Origin of the sequence: Nonlabens sp. SCSIO 43208, assembly GCF_050703575.1 — a bacterium.
Taxonomy (GTDB): domain Bacteria; phylum Bacteroidota; class Bacteroidia; order Flavobacteriales; family Flavobacteriaceae; genus Nonlabens; species Nonlabens tegetincola.
The window spans coordinates 2,241,933-2,261,210 of the sequence record NZ_CP065365.1 but is presented as its reverse complement, the minus strand read 5'-3'; the positions used below and the strand labels follow the sequence as shown (position 1 = coordinate 2,261,210).

The following is a 19,278-nucleotide window of genomic DNA, read 5'->3' as shown; positions in this document are numbered from 1 at the left end:
CAAAGTAAGATTTTTTTATGACTTCAATGATATTATGTTAAGACCACCTTAAAATATATGATAAGTATTTGTTAATTAAATGTTTATGCTTTCGCGAAAGCGGAATAAAAAACGTTATGCATGTATAATAAATAGGGCTGGACGTTTATGAATATCTGGAATATTTTGCTTCCATTTTTTTACTGAAAAGGTTCTAATATATTCAGTTGGTAGAGTGATATCGCAGGCTATGCACAAACGCGTTTCTGGATGTAATGTGGTTAATAATTCTTCAATTAACTTATTATTGCGATAAGGCGTTTCTATTAAGGCTTGAGATTGATTTTCTCGTAAACTTAATGACTCTAATTGTTTAATTCTTTTTCGACGATCATGCTTATCAATAGGTAGGTAGCCATTAAACGCAAAACTTTGTCCATTCATACCACTAGACATCATTGCCATAAGGATGGAACTAGGTCCTACTAGAGGTTGAACTCTTATTCCTTGTTCATGTGCCATTGCTACAACCTGTGAACCTGGATCTGCAACACCAGGAACACCAGCCTCGCTCATAAGGCCTACATGTGTACCTTCATGACATGGTTTAAGAAAAGTAGGTAATTCACTAGGTTCGGTAAATTTATTAAGTGTTGAAAGTTGCAGGCTAGGTTGTGATTTTCCTGGGTGAATGCTTTTTATAAAGCGTCTAGCACTTTTTTCATTTTCTACTATATAATGATCAACTACCTCAATTACCTTTTTTACAGATATAGGTAATACCTCAAGAGGATTAATTTCACCTAGTGTTACAGGGATGAGAAACAACCTACCTTTTTCCATCATACTAATTTGTATTTATATATGTTTTTTCTTGTCTTGATATATTGATGTACCATGTTAAGAAAAATTCCTTTATCATCATTTAAAGGAATTAAAAGCTTGTTTAAAATTTCACTATTGGTTACCTGATATTTAAGATCGATATAGGCATAACCTTGAACCTTATTGTTGGAAATTTTAAGTACTGCGTGTTCTGTTGCTGTGCGACCTCTTAACTTAAGAATATAGGATCCATTCATGAAGTTAAATCCTTCTAATAAATCATCTATACTCTTACCGTTTTTTAAGTGTTCAATATCTGCCAATTGTTGTAACAATTCGTTATTGTCTATATAATCATCGGGAGATTGACAGGAGTTACTAAATAACCACTTAAGAAAATTAATAGCCTTTTTATCGCTTCTAAAAAATATTAAACCATCTCTAGAAGGAAGAGCTATTTTATTAATTTGAATACGATTGTCTTTATAATTGAGTACAGATTTTAAATGTATAGCTTTTCGCTTACGAACAAATTTCGGTCTTTGAGCCTTAATTTCTATGTATTCTTTTATTTCTGCAATTAAAAGGCTTCCTGTTTGTTCATAGGATACTCGATAAATTTTCTTAGTTAAGTTTGCTGCCCACTTTGCTTGTGAGGTTACAACTTGTCTAAGTTTTTTCTTCATATTTCTGCTTTTGGAAATATAAAGAGATTGATTTTTTTCATTAAAAAGATAAAGGACACCTGAAGTCGCAGGTACCGAATCCAAGAATTCTTGAAAGCCTTTTTTTACACTCTTTTGTGCTAATTGTTTTTGAAAGCTGTTTATAATTTTTTTTCCTGTATCTTTTTCAAGAAGAATCTTAAACAACTTTACTGTTGCTGCCGCATCACCTGTTGCTCGATGTCTCGAAGGAATTGGAATGCCCAATGATTTACAAAGTTTTCCTAGGTTGTAACTTTCTTCATCAGGAAGTAATTCTTGAGCTACTTGAACCGTGCAAATGCTTTCTCTTTGATAATCATAACCTAGGCTAGAGAACTCCTGGACTAACATGCGGTAATCAAACTCAGCATTGTGAGCAACTATGACACAACCTTCGGTAATTTCAATAATTCTTTTTGCAACCTCAAAAAATTTTGGAGCTTTGATTAACATCTTATTGTTTATACCTGTAAGTTGAACTACAAACGGTTGAATGGGTTTTTCCGGATTTACCAGGCTAGCAAATTGATCCACTATTTCATGTCCATCAAATTTGTATATAGCGATTTCGGTGATTCCTTCATCACCATAATTACCACCGGTAGTTTCTATATCTAGTATTGCGTACAATTAATTATTTTATTTGGTGAAACTACATAAAAAATGCCGTGATTATACACGGCATTTAAAAAGGTTATACAAAGGATATTAAATTTTTGGTCCGTAAATCTTATCATATAGATCCTGATACCTTGCTTTAATATTTCTTCTTTTCAATTTTAGGGTAGGAGTGAGTTGTTCATTATCGATAGACCAAACTTCTGGAGTAAGTTCAAATCGCTTTATGCGTTCCCATTTTCCAAATTGTTCATTATAATGATCAACTTCTCTTTGATATCTGTCAATTACTCGATCTAGTGCACATAATTCTTCGTAAGAATTGTACTTAAGTTCTTTACGCTCTGCCCATTCTTCAAGAAATTCAAAATTAGGTTGAATAAAGGCTGCTGGCATTTTTTCTCCTTCACCAATTACCATGATTTGTTCTACAAAACGACTTTGTTTAAGAACATTTTCAATTACTTGTGGAGCAACATACTTACCACCTGATGTTTTAAACATCTCTTTCTTTCTATCCGTAATTCTTAAGAATCCTTCTTGGTCAATTTCACCTATGTCTCCTGTATGAAAGTAACCATCTTTATCAATAGCTTCGGCGGTTTTTTCTGGATCCTTATAATAGCCCATCATACGTTGTGGACCATTAATTATTATTTCACCATCTTCGGCGATTTTAACATCGGTTTCCTTTAGTGGTTTTCCTACCGTACCTATTTTAAATCCGTTATTACGCATATCATTTACAGCAATAACTGGACTAGTTTCAGTTAGACCATATCCTTCCATTACTGGCACACCTGCTGCGTTGAACACACGTGCAAGTCTTGGTTGAAGAGCAGCGCTACCACTAGCTATGGCTTGTAGGTTGCCTCCTAATGCTTCTTGCCATTTTGAGAAAATCAATTTACGCGCTAGTTTGAGTTTTTGTTCATACCACCAGCCATTACGTCCATATGGTTCCCACTTTAATCCAAGTTCTACAGCCCAGAAGAATAATTTCTTTTTTATGCCGGTAAGATCTGTTCCTTTGGCGATAATTTTATCGTATACTTTTTCGAGTAATCGAGGTACCGCACTCATTACATCGGGTTGCACTTCTTTTAGATTGTCCGATATAGCTTCAATAGACTCCGCAAAATAAATACCACCACCTACATAGGTATACATGTATAATAACATGCGTTCATAAATGTGACAGACAGGTAAAAAGCTTAATGCCTTACCTTTTCCTTCAATGATAGGTAGTCGTTCTCTAGAAAAGATAGCGTTGCTACTAATATTTTTGTGAGAAAGCATTACACCTTTAGGTCTACCGGTTGTTCCAGAAGTATAGATAAGAGTTGCTAGGTCATCTTCCTTAATGGCAGCCATGCGATCCTCTAATTCTTTTTGGTTACTGTCGTCTTTACCTAATTCTAATACTTCTCTCCAGCTTTTACAGCCTTTGATATCATTATAAGAATAAACTTCCTGCAATGATGGAACCTTGTTTCTTATTGCTTGAACCTTATCATATACCTCTTGATCAGATACGAAAACAAATTTTGCCTCACTATGATTAAGAACATATGCGTAATCCTCTTCTGATATAGTAGGATAAATAGGTACATCTTGGGCACCTGTTTGCATAACTCCTATATCAGTGATGTTCCATTCCGTTCTATTGTTTGTTGATATAATACCAACTTTATCGTCCTTTTGAAGTCCCAATCGCATTAATCCACGTGATAGGGCACAGGCTTGATCAATATATTCTTGTGTAGAGGTTTTTTCCCATATTCCATTCTGTTTAGTAACTAGAGCATCTTCTCTAGGATAATTCTTTAATTGGTAATATGGAAAGTCAAATAATCGTTTGATTTGCATGAATTATTTTTTTCGGACGCTAAATATAATACTAGTATTATAAAAAAGTTAACAATCCGATCTAATAAATTATCTATTGATATAGATGTAACCAGCAAGATTTTCTTTATTCCCTATCTTAAGTACGTAGAAATAAGTACCTTCTGGTAGTTTTTCGTCCTGAGATGTGGTTACTCGACCTTCAGAAATTCCAGAAAAACTATTGTCGTAATTTTCTTTTTGATATACAGCCACACCCCAACGATTGTAAATGATAAGTTCGTTATCTGGTATATCTTCTAATCCTCGTATAATAAGTGTGTCATTTATACCATCACCATCTGGTGTAATTCCATTATAAACTAGAATATCATTGCCATTTTCAAGAATAGAAGCTAACGTATAAATAGTATACTCTTGTGTTGCATTAATTTTTGTAGTAATGGTACCTTCATTGACCGTTCCTGTAAAAGAGTCATTCCCTAAATTATCCCATTTATTGGTGGTAGCATTCCAAGCAGCTATTCTAAGTTGACTTAAATTGTTTACTAAACTACTTACATTACTACTCAATGTCCAGTGTAAAGTAACATCTGCAGTACCAGAGCTATCAAGATACCAAAACTCGGTTGTGGAGACAATATCTAAGCTAGGCTCAAAGACAGATGTGTCAAAGCCACTCACAAATGTGGTAGGAGTGTTAGGGTCTTCCTTAAAATAAGCTGCTACAAATTGTTTTTCTGTATAATTAGAAATTCCAAGTGGTTTAAGTTCAAATTCATCTCCAATTGGAAAAGTGAAATCTATTGAACCAGAAAATTCATTAAATCCATCAACATGTTTATTGTCATTTGAATCAAAATAAAAGTTATTATTTAAAAATTTGAGTCTGATGTTGGGATTAATTCTAGGTGTAATAAATCTACCAGATATAAAGTCTAATTCTCCCGTAATTCCTATGGAAGTTAATAAACTTAAATCATCATCTACTTCTAACTCCACATTCTCAAAATTCATTTGGTTGGTACCCGAGAAAGTAAGCATGCGATTATCATTGTAAAATCCGGCTAGTCCATCATTGTCATTCGATATTCCGTCATTTATGACATCTGTATGAAAACCTATCTGTCCTGTTGGATGTATTTTTAAATTACCATAATTATGTAAGGCAGTTTGCGCTTTCGCGAAAGCGTAAACCAATAACAAAGTAAAGAATAGATAATTTTTCATAATCTAAATTTTTGTAATACCAATGTTTGAAAAATTGGCGTTTAGTGTAGCACCATTTACATTTAATACATATCGAATGTTGATGACGTCATTTGCATTTAGACTAAACATAATTGTACCTGTGGTGCCCCAGTAATCTCTACTAGGGACACTTGCAAATCCTCTAGATAAATATCCTCTTCTTGATCCATTGATGAAAACTGCTAGGATATATTTATTATCACCTGCCGGCATATTGGTAGTTGATAATTCTCCAGATATAAGATAATTTCCTTGTTGAAGTATTGTGATTTCAGAAGTTCCAGATATTGTATAATAATCGTTATTTATCGTTGTAACGTGACTATTAGTCAATGGCAAATCATAAAAGGTGTTTATTGCAGTAGGTAAGGAGCCGCCATTACGATTTAATATTACAGTCTTGCTTTCATCTACCGATAGTTTTTTCCATGAAGTAGCATTTCGCAAGTACAAAGATTCATCTGTGGTATTGTAAACAATAGATCCCTCATTAGGATTAGAAATGCTGTTAATCTCGGTTGTGGTCAAAGTAGGTATACCCATTATAGAGTTGGGATCTATTTGAGCTTGTGAGAAAGCGAACCACACGGTAAAGATTAAACTACTTAGGAATAATTTCATGAGCAAGTTATTTGTAGGCTGTAAATAAAACCACTATGGCTTCATTGTTAACATCTGATGGTTGAACATTAAGTACTGGATTAGTATTATTTACCGTTATATCACCATTAGTATAAGTAGCATTTACGGTAAAACCATTTGTTGTAAAATTGGTTAAGGACGCTTCAATTATACCCAAATTAGATCCATTTTGATCACCGTATCTTATGCCAAGACAGTTTGAGCTACTTGAATATCTAGAAATGTCATTGATTGAATTTCCATGTCCGCCTACGTAAATACTTTGTTGAACAATGCTTCCTCCGTTATTTCTAGCAAAACCGTTTGAAGTTCCATATGAATTTGAAATTCCACGAGCATTATTTCCCACACCGTTATCTGCCGCTATATTATCCGATTCAATATTTGCATGAGCAACAAAACTTACTTGTGAAGGTTGAAATGGAACATCTGATATTGTAATTGATCCAGACGAGTTAATAGTGAAGCTACCTAAATAGACATTAGAATCAACAAGCATTTCACTCCAACCGGTATTTGTATATTCTAGCATTCTGTTACGGTCTGTATCATATACAATACTACCTTCTTGAACGCCTACTATTGAGTTGATTTCTGCGGTTGTTAAGTTTGATATCCTCATTAAGGAGTCTGGGTTTATTGCAGGCTGAATAAATGAGAATAACAACATTAAAAGCACTATGATAAAAAAGAAGTTTTTCATTTGAAATTAATTAAGGTAGTTTAATAATGGTGAACATGAAATCAAGATCAATGTCAACCTTAGGACTAGCACCATTATCGCTATCTCCTATATTCACGTTAAATCCATTAGCATCATTTCCGTAGTACGAAATTCCAGGATCATCGTAGTTTGAACCGCCAGCTGGTGGACAGTTTCCATTACAATCTAATACGGTTAACTGTATTACATATCCAGTTGTTATAGGAGTTGTAAAATTAATACGATAGTCTCCAGTATTAAGTCTAGTAATGCTCGAAGTTCCAAAGCTTGTGATGGTAGAACCATCTCCTGCCACGTTACCAGCTGCAGCAATAGTAGGACCAACAAAATAAGCTCCACCATCTGATCCAACTTGAATACTATTATTGGCATCGGCACTTACGACTTGTGCAGTGGTTGTTGTACCAGCCTCGTTGGTGTAAGTTATTTCTCCAGTAGCATTTGGATCACTAGAAGTTGGTGTGTCATTTTGTGAAAAAGTTGTTACAGTTTCATTGATAGTAAATGCCGAACCATCCTCATCGGTATACGTAGCAATGGTATTAGCATCACCAGCGGTTACTTCAGCATCTGTATTACCAGCAGCTTGAGCAAGTAGGGTAAGCGTTTCTAGGTTAGAGATATCGATAATAGTATCTACACCATCTTCATCGGTATAGGTAAAAGTACCGTCTGTGTTTTCAGCAATCTCTGTAAGCGTTTCTAAGTTAGTAACATCAATGATGGTGTCATTACCAGCTTCATCGGTGTAGGTTACTGTCCCGTTAGTGTTTTCTACTAATGCAGTTACAGTTTCATTGATAGTAAATGCCGAACCATCCTCATCGGTATACGTAGCAATGGTATTAGCATCACCAGCGGTTACTTCAGCATCTGTATTACCAGCAGCTTGAGCAAGTAGGGTAAGCGTTTCTAGGTTAGAGATATCGATAATAGTATCTACACCATCTTCATCGGTATAGGTAAAAGTACCGTCTGTGTTTTCAGCAATCTCTGTAAGCGTTTCTAAGTTAGTAACATCAATGATGGTGTCATTACCAGCTTCATCGGTGTAGGTTACTGTCCCGTTAGTGTTTTCTACTAATGCAGTAACAGTTTCATTGATAGTAAATGCCGAACCATCCTCATCGGTATACGTAGCAATGGTATTAGCATCACCAGCGGTTACTTCAGCATCTGTATTACCAGCAGCTTGAGCAAGTAGGGTAAGCGTTTCTAGGTTAGAGATATCGATAATAGTATCTACACCATCTTCATCAGTATAGGTAAAAGTACCGTCTGTGTTTTCAGCAATCTCTGTAAGCGTTTCTAAGTTAGTAACATCAATGATGGTGTCATTACCAGCTTCATCGGTGTAGGTTACTGTCCCGTTAGTGTTTTCTACTAATGCAGTAACAGTTTCATTGATAGTAAATGCCGAACCATCCTCATCGGTATACGTAGCAATGGTATTAGCATCACCAGCGGTTACTTCAGCATCTGTATTACCAGCAGCTTGAGCAAGTAGGGTAAGCGTTTCTAGGTTAGAGATATCGATAATAGTATCTACACCATCTTCATCGGTATAGGTAAAAGTACCGTCTGTGTTTTCAGCAATCTCTGTAAGCGTTTCTAAGTTAGTAACATCAATGATGGTGTCATTACCAGCTTCATCGGTGTAGGTTACTGTCCCGTTAGTGTTTTCCACTAATGCAGTAACAGTTTCATTGATAGTAAATGCCGAACCATCCTCATCGGTATACGTAGCAATGGTATTAGCATCACCAGCGGTTACTTCAGCATCTGTATTACCAGCAGCTTGAGCAAGTAGGGTAAGCGTTTCTAGGTTAGAGATATCGATAATAGTATCTACACCATCTTCATCGGTATAGGTAAAAGTACCGTCTGTGTTTTCAGCAATCTCTGTAAGCGTTTCTAAGTTAGTAACATCAATGATGGTGTCATTACCAGCTTCATCGGTGTAGGTTACTGTCCCGTTAGTGTTTTCCACTAATGCAGTAACAGTTTCATTGATAGTAAATGCCGAACCATCCTCATCGGTATACGTAGCAATGGTATTAGCATCACCAGCGGTTACTTCAGCATCTGTATTACCAGCAGCTTGAGCAAGTAGGGTAAGCGTTTCTAGGTTAGAGATATCGATAATAGTATCTACACCATCTTCATCAGTATAGGTAAAAGTACCGTCTGTGTTTTCAGCAATCTCTGTAAGCGTTTCTAAGTTAGTAACATCAATGATGGTGTCATTACCAGCTTCATCGGTGTAGGTTACTGTCCCGTTAGTGTTTTCCACTAATGCAGTAACAGTTTCATTGATAGTAAATGCCGAACCATCCTCATCGGTATACGTAGCAATGGTATTAGCATCACCAGCGGTTACTTCAGCATCTGTATTACCAGCAGCTTGAGCAAGTAGGGTAAGCGTTTCTAGGTTAGAGATATCGATAATAGTATCTACACCATCTTCATCGGTATAGGTAAAAGTACCGTCTGTGTTTTCAGCAATCTCTGTAAGCGTTTCTAAGTTAGTAACATCAATGATGGTGTCATTACCAGCTTCATCGGTGTAGGTTACTGTCCCGTTAGTGTTTTCCACTAATGCAGTAACAGTTTCATTGATAGTAAATGCCGAACCATCCTCATCGGTATACGTAGCAATGGTATTAGCATCACCAGCGGTTACTTCAGCATCTGTATTACCAGCAGCTTGAGCAAGTAGGGTAAGCGTTTCTAGGTTAGAGATATCGATAATAGTATCTACACCATCTTCATCGGTATAGGTAAAAGTACCGTCTGTGTTTTCAGCAATCTCTGTAAGCGTTTCTAAGTTAGTAACATCAATGATGGTGTCATTACCAGCTTCATCGGTGTAGGTTACTGTCCCGTTAGTGTTTTCTACTAATGCAGTAACAGTTTCATTGATAGTAAATGCCGAACCATCCTCATCGGTATACGTAGCAATGGTATTAGCATCACCAGCGGTTACTTCAGCATCTGTATTACCAGCAGCTTGAGCAAGTAGGGTAAGCGTTTCTAGGTTAGAGATATCGATAATAGTATCTACACCATCTTCATCAGTATAGGTAAAAGTACCGTCTGTGTTTTCAGCAATCTCTGTAAGCGTTTCTAAGTTAGTAACATCAATGATGGTGTCATTACCAGCTTCATCGGTGTAGGTTACTGTCCCGTTAGTGTTTTCTACTAATGCAGTAACAGTTTCATTGATAGTAAATGCCGAACCATCCTCATCGGTATACGTAGCAATGGTATTAGCATCACCAGCGGTTACTTCAGCATCTGTATTACCAGCAGCTTGAGCAAGTAGGGTAAGCGTTTCTAGGTTAGAGATATCGATAATAGTATCTACACCATCTTCATCGGTATAGGTAAAAGTACCGTCTGTGTTTTCAGCAATCTCTGTAAGCGTTTCTAAGTTAGTAACATCAATGATGGTGTCATTACCAGCTTCATCGGTGTAGGTTACTGTCCCGTTAGTGTTTTCTACTAATGCAGTAACGGTTTCATTGATAGTAAATGCCGAACCATCCTCATCGGTATACGTAGCAATGGTATTAGCATCACCAGCGGTTACTTCAGCATCTGTATTACCAGCAGCTTGAGCAAGTAGGGTAAGCGTTTCTAGGTTAGAGATATCGATAATAGTATCTACACCATCTTCATCGGTATAGGTAAAAGTACCGTCTGTGTTTTCAGCAATCTCTGTAAGCGTTTCTAAGTTAGTAACATCAATGATGGTGTCATTACCAGCTTCATCGGTGTAGGTTACTGTCCCGTTAGTGTTTTCTACTAATGCAGTAACAGTTTCATTGATAGTAAATGCCGAACCATCCTCATCGGTATACGTAGCAATGGTATTAGCATCACCAGCGGTTACTTCAGCATCTGTATTACCAGCAGCTTGAGCAAGTAGGGTAAGCGTTTCTAGGTTAGAGATATCGATAATAGTATCTACACCATCTTCATCGGTATAGGTAAAAGTACCGTCTGTGTTTTCAGCAATCTCTGTAAGCGTTTCTAAGTTAGTAACATCAATGATGGTGTCATTACCAGCTTCATCGGTGTAGGTTACTGTCCCGTTAGTGTTTTCTACTAATGCAGTAACAGTTTCATTGATAGTAAATGCCGAACCATCCTCATCGGTATACGTAGCAATGGTATTAGCATCACCAGCGGTTACTTCAGCATCTGTATTACCAGCAGCTTGAGCAAGTAGGGTAAGCGTTTCTAGGTTAGAGATATCGATAATAGTATCTACACCATCTTCATCGGTATAGGTAAAAGTACCGTCTGTGTTTTCAGCAATCTCTGTAAGCGTTTCTAAGTTAGTAACATCAATGATGGTGTCATTACCAGCTTCATCGGTGTAGGTTACTGTCCCGTTAGTGTTTTCTACTAATGCAGTAACAGTTTCATTGATAGTAAATGCCGAACCATCCTCATCGGTATACGTAGCAATGGTATTAGCATCACCAGCGGTTACTTCAGCATCTGTATTACCAGCAGCTTGAGCAAGTAGAGTAAGCGTTTCTAGGTTAGAGATATCGATAATAGTATCTACACCATCTTCATCAGTATAGGTAAAAGTACCGTCTGTGTTTTCAGCAATCTCTGTAAGCGTTTCTAAGTTAGTAACATCAATGATGGTGTCATTACCAGCTTCATCGGTGTAGGTTACTGTCCCGTTAGTGTTTTCTACTAATGCAGTAACAGTTTCATTGATAGTAAATGCCGAACCATCCTCATCGGTATACGTAGCAATGGTATTAGCATTACCAGCGGTTACTTCAGCATCTGTATTACCAGCAGCTTGAGCAAGTAGGGTAAGCGTTTCTAGGTTAGAGATATCGATAATAGTATCTACACCATCTTCATCAGTATAGGTAAAAGTACCGTCTGTGTTTTCAGCAATCTCTGTAAGCGTTTCTAAGTTAGTAACATCAATGATGGTGTCATTACCAGCTTCATCGGTGTAGGTTACTGTCCCGTTAGTGTTTTCCACTAATGCAGTAACAGTTTCATTGATAGTAAATGCCGAACCATCCTCATCGGTATACGTAGCAATGGTATTAGCATCACCAGCGGTTACTTCAGCATCTGTATTACCAGCAGCTTGAGCAAGTAGGGTAAGCGTTTCTAGGTTAGAGATATCGATAATAGTATCTACACCATCTTCATCGGTGTAAGTAAAAGTACCGTCTGTGTTTTCAGCAATCTCTGTAAGCGTTTCTAAGTTAGTAACATCAATGATGGTGTCATTACCAGCTTCATCGGTGTAGGTTACTGTCCCGTTAGTGTTTTCTACTAATGCAGTAACGGTTTCATTGATAGTAAATGCCGAACCATCCTCATCGGTATACGTAGCAATGGTATTAGCATCACCAGCGGTTACTTCAGCATCTGTATTACCAGCAGCTTGAGCAAGTAGGGTAAGCGTTTCCAGATTCGTTACATCAATTACGGTAGTACCACCATCTTCATCGGTGTAAGTAAAAGTACCGTCTGTGTTTTCAACGATAGTGGTTAAAGTTTCTAGGTTTTGTACTAAAGCCGTAAGATCAAGCTGAGTAACCACACCATCCTCATCGGTGTAATCGATGTTGGTATTATCAGCATTTAACGCAATAGAGGTAAGCGTTTCCAGATTCGTTACATCAATAACGGTAGTACCACCATCTTCATCGGTGTAAGTAAAAGTACCGTCTGTGTTTTCAACGATAGTGGTTAAAGTTTCTAGGTTTTGTACTAAATCCGTAAGATCAAGCTGAGTAACCACACCATCCTCATCGGTGTAATCGATATTGGTATTATCAGCATTTAACGCAATAGAGGTAAGCGTTTCCAGATTCGTTACATCAATTACGGTAGTACCACCATCTTCATCGGTGTAAGTAAAAGTACCGTCTGTGTTTTCAACGATAGTGGTTAAAGTTTCTAGGTTTTGTACTAAAGCCGTAAGATCAAGCTGAGTAACCACACCATCCTCATCGGTGTAATCGATGTTGGTATTATCAGCATTTAACGCAATAGAGGTAAGTGTTTCCAGATTGGTAACATCGATAACGGTAGCGCCGCCATCTTCATCGGTATAGGTAAAAGTCCCATCAGTGTTTTCAACGATAGTGGTTAAAGTTTCTAAATTCTGTACTAAAGCTGTAAGATCAAGCTGTGTAACCACACCATCCTCATCGGTGTAATCGATGTTAGTATCATCAGCATTTAACGCAATAGAGGTAAGCGTTTCCAGATTAGTAACATCAATAACGGTAGTACCACCATCTTCATCGGTATACGTAAAAGTACCGTCTGCGTTTTCAACGATAGTGGTTAAAGTTTCTAGGTTTTGTACTAAAGCCGTAAGATCAAGCTGAGTAACCACACCATCCTCATCGGTGTAATCGATGTTGGTATCATCAGCATTTAACGCAATAGAGGTAAGCGTTTCCAGATTCGTTACATCAATAACGGTAGTACCACCATCTTCATCGGTGTAAGTAAAAGTACCGTCTGTGTTTTCAACGATAGTGGTTAAAGTTTCTAGGTTTTGTACTAAATCCGTAAGATCAAGCTGAGTAACCACACCATCCTCATCGGTGTAATCGATATTGGTATTATCAGCATTTAACGCAATAGAGGTAAGCGTTTCCAGATTCGTTACATCAATTACGGTAGTACCACCATCTTCATCGGTATAGGTAAAAGTACCGTCTGTGTTTTCAACGATAGTGGTTAAAGTTTCTAAGTTCTGTACTAAAGCTGTAAGATCAAGCTGAGTAACCACACCATCTTCATCGGTGTAGTCGATGTTAGTATCATCAGGATTCAGCGCGATAGAAGTCAGTGTTTCCAGATTCGTTACATCAATAACGGTAGTGCCACCATCTTCATCAGTATAGGTAAAGGTACCATCAGTGTTTTCAACGATAGTTGTTAAAGTTTCTAAGTTTTGTACTAAAGCCGTAAGATCAAGCTGAGTGACCACACCATCCTCATCGGTGTAATCGATGTTGGTATCATCAGCATTTAACGCGATAGAGGTAAGAGTTTCCAGATTGGTAACATCAATAACGGTAGTGCCACCATCTTCATCGGTATAGGTAAAAGTACCGTCTGTGTTTTCAACTAAAGTTGTTAAGGTCTCCAAGTTTTGTACTAAAGCTGTAAGATCAAGCTGAGTTACGACACCATCCTCATCGGTATAATCGATGTTAGTATCATCAGCATTCAACGCAATAGAGGTAAGCGTTTCCAGATTAGTAACATCAATAACAGTAGTACCACCATCTTCATCGGTGTAAGTAAAAGTACCATCGGTGTTTTCAACTAAAGTGGTTAAAGTCTCTAAGTTTTGTACTAAAGCTGTAAGATCAAGTTGAGTAACCACACCATCCTCATCGGTGTAATCGATGTTAGTATCATCAGCATTCAACGCGATAGAGGTAAGTGTTTCCAAATTGGTAACATCAATAACAGTAGTACCACCATCTTCATCGGTATAGGTAAAGGTGCCGTCTGTGTTTTCAACGATAGTGGTTAAAGTCTCTAAGTTTTGTACTAAAGCTGTAAGATCAAGTTGAGTAACCACACCATCCTCATCGGTGTAATCGATGTTAGTATCATCAGCATTCAACGCGATAGAAGTCAGTGTTTCCAGATTTGTGACATCAATAACAGTAGTACCACCATCTTCATCGGTGTAAGTAAAAGTACCATCAGTGTTTTCAACCAAAGTGGTTAAAGTCTCTAAGTTTTGTACTAAAGCTGTAAGATCAAGCTGAGTTACGACACCATCTTCATCGGTGTAATCGATGTTAGTATTATCAGCATTCAACGCGATAGAAGTCAGTGTTTCCAGATTGGTGACATCAATAACAGTAGTACCACCATCTTCATCGGTATAGGTAAACGTACCGTCTGTGTTTTCAACTAAAGTTGTTAAGGTCTCCAAGTTTTGTACTAAAGCTGTAAGATCAAGCTGAGTAACCACACCATCCTCATCGGTGTAGTCGATGTTAGTATCATCAGCATTCAACGCGATAGAAGTCAGTGTTTCCAGATTGGTGACATCAATAACAGTAGTACCACCATCTTCATCGGTATAGGTAAACGTACCGTCTGTGTTTTCAACTAAAGTTGTTAAGGTCTCCAAGTTTTGTACTAAAGCTGTAAGATCAAGCTGAGTAACCACTCCATCCTCATCGGTATAATCGATGTTAGTATCATCAGCATTCAACGCAATAGAGGTAAGAGTTTCCAGATTAGTAACATCAATAACAGTAGTACCACCATCTTCATCGGTGTAAGTAAAAGTACCATCGGTGTTTTCAACCAAAGTGGTTAAAGTCTCTAAGTTTTGTACTAAAGCTGTAAGATCAAGCTGAGTTACGACACCATCTTCATCGGTGTAATCGATGTTAGTATTATCAGCATTCAACGCGATAGAAGTCAGTGTTTCCAGATTGGTGACATCAATAACAGTAGTACCACCATCTTCATCGGTATAGGTAAACGTACCGTCTGTGTTTTCAACTAAAGTTGTTAAGGTCTCCAAGTTTTGTACTAAAGCTGTAAGATCAAGCTGAGTAACCACACCATCCTCATCCGTGAAGTCGATGTTAGTATCATCAGCATTCAACGCGATAGAAGTCAGTGTTTCCAGATTGGTGACATCAATAACAGTAGTACCACCATCTTCATCGGTATAGGTAAACGTACCGTCTGTGTTTTCAACTAAAGTGGTTAAGGTCTCTAAGTTTTGTACTAAAGCTGTAAGATCAAGCTGAGTAACCACACCATCCTCATCGGTATAATCGATGTTAGTATCATCAGCATTCAACGCAATAGAGGTAAGAGTTTCCAGATTGGTAACATCAATAACAGTAGTACCACCATCTTCATCAGTGTAGGTAAAAGTACCGTCTGTGTTTTCAACAATAGTGGTTAAAGTCTCTAAGTTTTGTACAACATTGGCTAAATTAATGGTAGTAATAACGCCGTCTTCATCACTATACTCCAAGGCTGTTTCACTTGCATTAAGGCCTAGCGAAGTGAGAGTTTCCAGGAAAGTAGTATCGATTATAGTTTGAGTGCCAGTTTCATCTGTATAGGTATAAGTGCCATTACCGTTGTCAGTAAGAGTAGAGATACTCGTATCTGCAATAGTGACAATATTTCCATTTGCATCACTGAAAGTGTAAGTACCATCTGCATTATCAATTAACCCAATACTTCTAGTTGCCGTATTCAATTCATCAATAGCATCTTGTACGTTCAATGCACTCAAACCTGATGTAACATTATTGTAAGGATCAGAGTTTGCACTGGTATCAATAACGACGGTTCCTCCGTTGATATTTGTAAAAGTATAACTACCGTCATTGTTATCTGTCAAAGTTCCTCCAATACAAAGACTTTCCCAGTTTCCAGACCTATATTGATACAAACAATTTTCGGTAGAATTGTATATGATAGCACCATTAAGCGGTGTAATCGCATTCATCTCGGCAGTTGTCACCCGTGTAACAACAAGTACATTGGATGTACTTTCCAATTCTAAAATCGAAAAAGGATCAATACTATTTGGATTGTCACCAATTTTTACTTGTGAAGTGGCGTAAAGTGAACCTAAAAAAATGAAAAAATAAACTAGGGATCTCATATCTTCTCTTTGAATTACATACGAAAATATCTAGCACAAAGTTTTTTCTAGAAATTAATTATCACAATTGTTTAACAATCGTTAAAAGGAAATTTTCTCTGGTTAAAAGTTCTTTTTGTAGAGTTTATTTTGTGAATTTGGTTGTTTGGGTTAACTGAAAGTTTTCCTATTTATGCTTTCGCGAAAGCGTAAAATCAAAAAACCCGAGTACAAACTCGGGTTAAATACTTTGTGATAATTTATATTAAACACTAATCTGATCTTCTTGATTACGGAAAATCAAGTAGTCATCAAATTGATCAATTAAAACAATACTTTCAGTACTAATTTCTCCAGAGAGTATTTTTTTAGACAATTCATTCATGATCTCTTTTTGAATTACTCTTTTTACTGGTCGTGCACCATATTGAGGATCAAATCCTTTAACAGCTAATAAGTTGATAGCTTGATCTGTGGCGTCAACTGTAATTCCTTGTTTTGCGAGCAATTTAGTTACACTCTTCAACTGTAATTTTACAATTTCTTTTATTTCAGCTTTTGTAAGTGGTGTAAACATGACGATATCATCAATCCTATTGATAAACTCAGGTCTTACTTGTTTTTTGAGAGCTTGAAGAACTTCATTTTTGGTTTGATCGATTAATTGTTCATCAATCACATTTGCGTTTTCAAATTTATCCTGTATAGCGTGGGCACCCATGTTTGATGTCATAATGATTATGGCGTTTTTAAAATCGGCTACTCTACCTTTATTATCAGTAAGTCTACCTTCATCTAGGACTTGCAATAGTATATTAAAAGTATCTGGATGAGCTTTTTCAATTTCATCTAAAAGAATTACTGAATAAGGTTTACGTCTTACTGCTTCAGTGAGCTGTCCTCCTTCATCATATCCCACATATCCAGGAGGAGCACCCACAAGTCTGCTTACGCTATGGCGTTCTTGATATTCACTCATATCGATTCGTGTCATGGCGTTTTCATCATTGAATAGAAACTCGGCCAAAGCTTTAGCAAGTTCAGTTTTTCCTACACCAGTTGTTCCTAAAAATAGAAAAGAACCTACTGGTTTACGTTGATCTTGTAAACCTGCTCGACTGCGACGCACTGCATCACTCACAGCTTCGACAGCTTCATTTTGTCCTACAACTCGTTTATTTAATTCAGTTTCTAGGTTGAGTAGTTTTTCTCTTTCACTTTGAAGCATCCTTGTCACCGGTATTCCTGTCCATCTAGCAACCACCTCTGCAATGTCATCATATGTTACTTCTTCTTGAATTAGGGCTTGAGAACTGTCTTGTAGCGCAGCTTGTTCTTGAAGTTTTACCAGTTGTTCTTGTGCTTCCTTGATTTTTCCATAACGTAATTCTGCTACTTTTCCATAGTTTCCTTCTCTTTCTGCACGTTCTGCTTCCAATTTATAATTCTCAATATCTGATTTAAGATTTTGTATAGCATCAATTACAGATTTTTCATTTTCCCATTGAGCATTGAGCTCATTTCTAGATTCTTTTAAAATGGACAATTCAGAGTTCAGTGACTTAAGTTTGACTTCATCATTTTCTCTTTTGATTGCCTCAATTTCTATTTCCAACTGCATAATTTTGCGATCGAGAACATCCAATTCTTCTGGTTTTGAATTGATTTCCATTCTTAATCTAGCTGCAGATTCATCTATCAGGTCTATAGCTTTATCTGGAAGAAACCTATTTGTAATATATCGTTGTGATAACTCTACAGCACCAATAATAGCATCATCTTTTATTTGTACTTTATGATGTGCTTCATACTTATCCTTGATACCTCTTAAGATCGAAATAGCACTTTCTGTGTCCGGTTCATCAACAGTAACTTTTTGAAAGCGACGTTCCAAAGCTTTATCCTTTTCAAAATATTTTTGATATTCATCAAGGGTTGTCGCTCCAATAGCTCTCAATTCTCCTCTGGCTAGTGCAGGTTTTAAAATATTGGCAGCATCCATTGCTCCATCGCCACCACCAGCACCTACCAGAGTATGTATTTCATCAATAAACAATACAATATCACCGCTACTTTGCGTAACCTCTTTCACAACTGCTTTTAAACGCTCTTCAAATTCACCTTTATACTTTGCACCAGCTATTAAGGCACCCATGTCTAAAGAAAATATTTGTTTTTCTTTGAGATTTTCAGGCACATCACCAGCCACTATACGATGAGCAAGTCCTTCTGCAATTGCAGTTTTACCTACTCCTGGTTCTCCGATTAACATCGGATTATTTTTGGTTCTTCTAGAAAGTATTTGAAGAATTCTTCTTATTTCTTCATCACGACCTATTACGGGATCTAATTTTCCTTTATCAGCGAGATCGTTCAAATTCTTGGCATATTTACTAAGACTTTGGTAGGTCTCCTCGGCACTGGATGAAGTCACTCGATTGCCGTTTCTTAACGACTCAATTGCAGCTTTTAAATCTTTTGCATTGATTCCTTGATCTTTCAGTATCCTTGATACCGTTCCTGAACCTTCAAATATGGCTAATAATAAATGTTCAATAGAAACATATTCATCATTCATTTTACCAGCGATAGATATAGCATTGTTTAGTGTACTTGCCGTATCTCTCGAAAATTGTAAGTTTCCTCCGGTTACCGTTGATAGAGATTCTAATTGCTTGTCTATTAATTGACTAATTATGGATAATTGAACACCTAATTTTTGAAAAATAAAAGGAAGGACATTCTCATCTACAAGTTGAATGCCCTTAAATAAATGTTCGTTTAATATACTTGGGTGTTGAGCCTCTTGCGCAATTTGTTGAGCTTGTTGTATTGCTTCTTGAGACTTTATAGTTAATTTATTTAAATTCATATTATTCATTTTTATTCCTACATTAGCAACTGCTGTACCTTGTTTAATTCTTGACAAAAAGACATTAATTACTGAGTTTAACAAGACATTTTGTCTGATTTAAGTTATTGATAATACGATCATTATTGAACAAGAACTATATTTGTAGCAGTTTAAT

The 19,278-nt window shown here is 36.9% G+C and carries 8 protein-coding genes; all 8 read right to left on the bottom strand.

Going from position 1 to position 19,278, the window contains the following annotated elements:
- Positions 1-114 precede the first annotated feature (114 nt).
- On the bottom strand, positions 115-825 hold the full coding sequence (locus I5168_RS10370) for an SAM-dependent methyltransferase (RefSeq protein ID WP_060522536.1): 711 nt from the start codon (positions 823-825) through the stop codon (positions 115-117).
- Positions 822-2,141 (bottom strand): exonuclease domain-containing protein, encoded by a 1,320-nt coding sequence (locus tag I5168_RS10365; protein ID WP_431471717.1) that lies wholly within the window; start codon positions 2,139-2,141, stop codon positions 822-824. Before I5168_RS10365 ends, I5168_RS10370 begins: the two co-directional genes overlap by 4 nt.
- 78 nt (positions 2,142-2,219) lie before the next feature.
- Positions 2,220-3,998, bottom strand: coding sequence for an AMP-dependent synthetase/ligase (locus I5168_RS10360; protein ID WP_085774663.1), 1,779 nt, complete (start codon positions 3,996-3,998; stop codon positions 2,220-2,222).
- Between the two features lie 69 nt (positions 3,999-4,067).
- A complete protein-coding gene (locus tag I5168_RS10355; RefSeq protein WP_431471716.1) occupies positions 4,068-5,207 on the bottom strand; it encodes a gliding motility-associated C-terminal domain-containing protein in 1,140 nt (379 codons plus the stop codon).
- A 3-nt stretch (positions 5,208-5,210) separates the two neighbouring features.
- Positions 5,211-5,849 carry a hypothetical protein gene (locus I5168_RS10350; RefSeq protein WP_431471715.1) on the bottom strand — a complete coding sequence of 213 codons (639 nt, stop codon included), beginning with the start codon at positions 5,847-5,849 and terminating at the stop codon, positions 5,211-5,213.
- 7 nt (positions 5,850-5,856) lie between these two features.
- Positions 5,857-6,573 carry a hypothetical protein gene (locus I5168_RS10345; RefSeq protein ID WP_431471714.1) on the bottom strand — a complete coding sequence of 239 codons (717 nt, stop codon included), beginning with the start codon at positions 6,571-6,573 and terminating at the stop codon, positions 5,857-5,859.
- Positions 6,574-6,583: 10 nt separating this feature from the next.
- Positions 6,584-16,270 (bottom strand): hypothetical protein, encoded by a 9,687-nt coding sequence (locus I5168_RS10340; RefSeq protein WP_431471713.1) that lies wholly within the window; start codon positions 16,268-16,270, stop codon positions 6,584-6,586.
- 244 nt (positions 16,271-16,514) lie between these two features.
- Positions 16,515-19,121 carry an ATP-dependent chaperone ClpB gene (gene clpB, locus I5168_RS10335; RefSeq protein WP_431472765.1) on the bottom strand — a complete coding sequence of 869 codons (2,607 nt, stop codon included), beginning with the start codon at positions 19,119-19,121 and terminating at the stop codon, positions 16,515-16,517.
- Between the last annotated feature and the right edge of the window lie 157 nt (positions 19,122-19,278).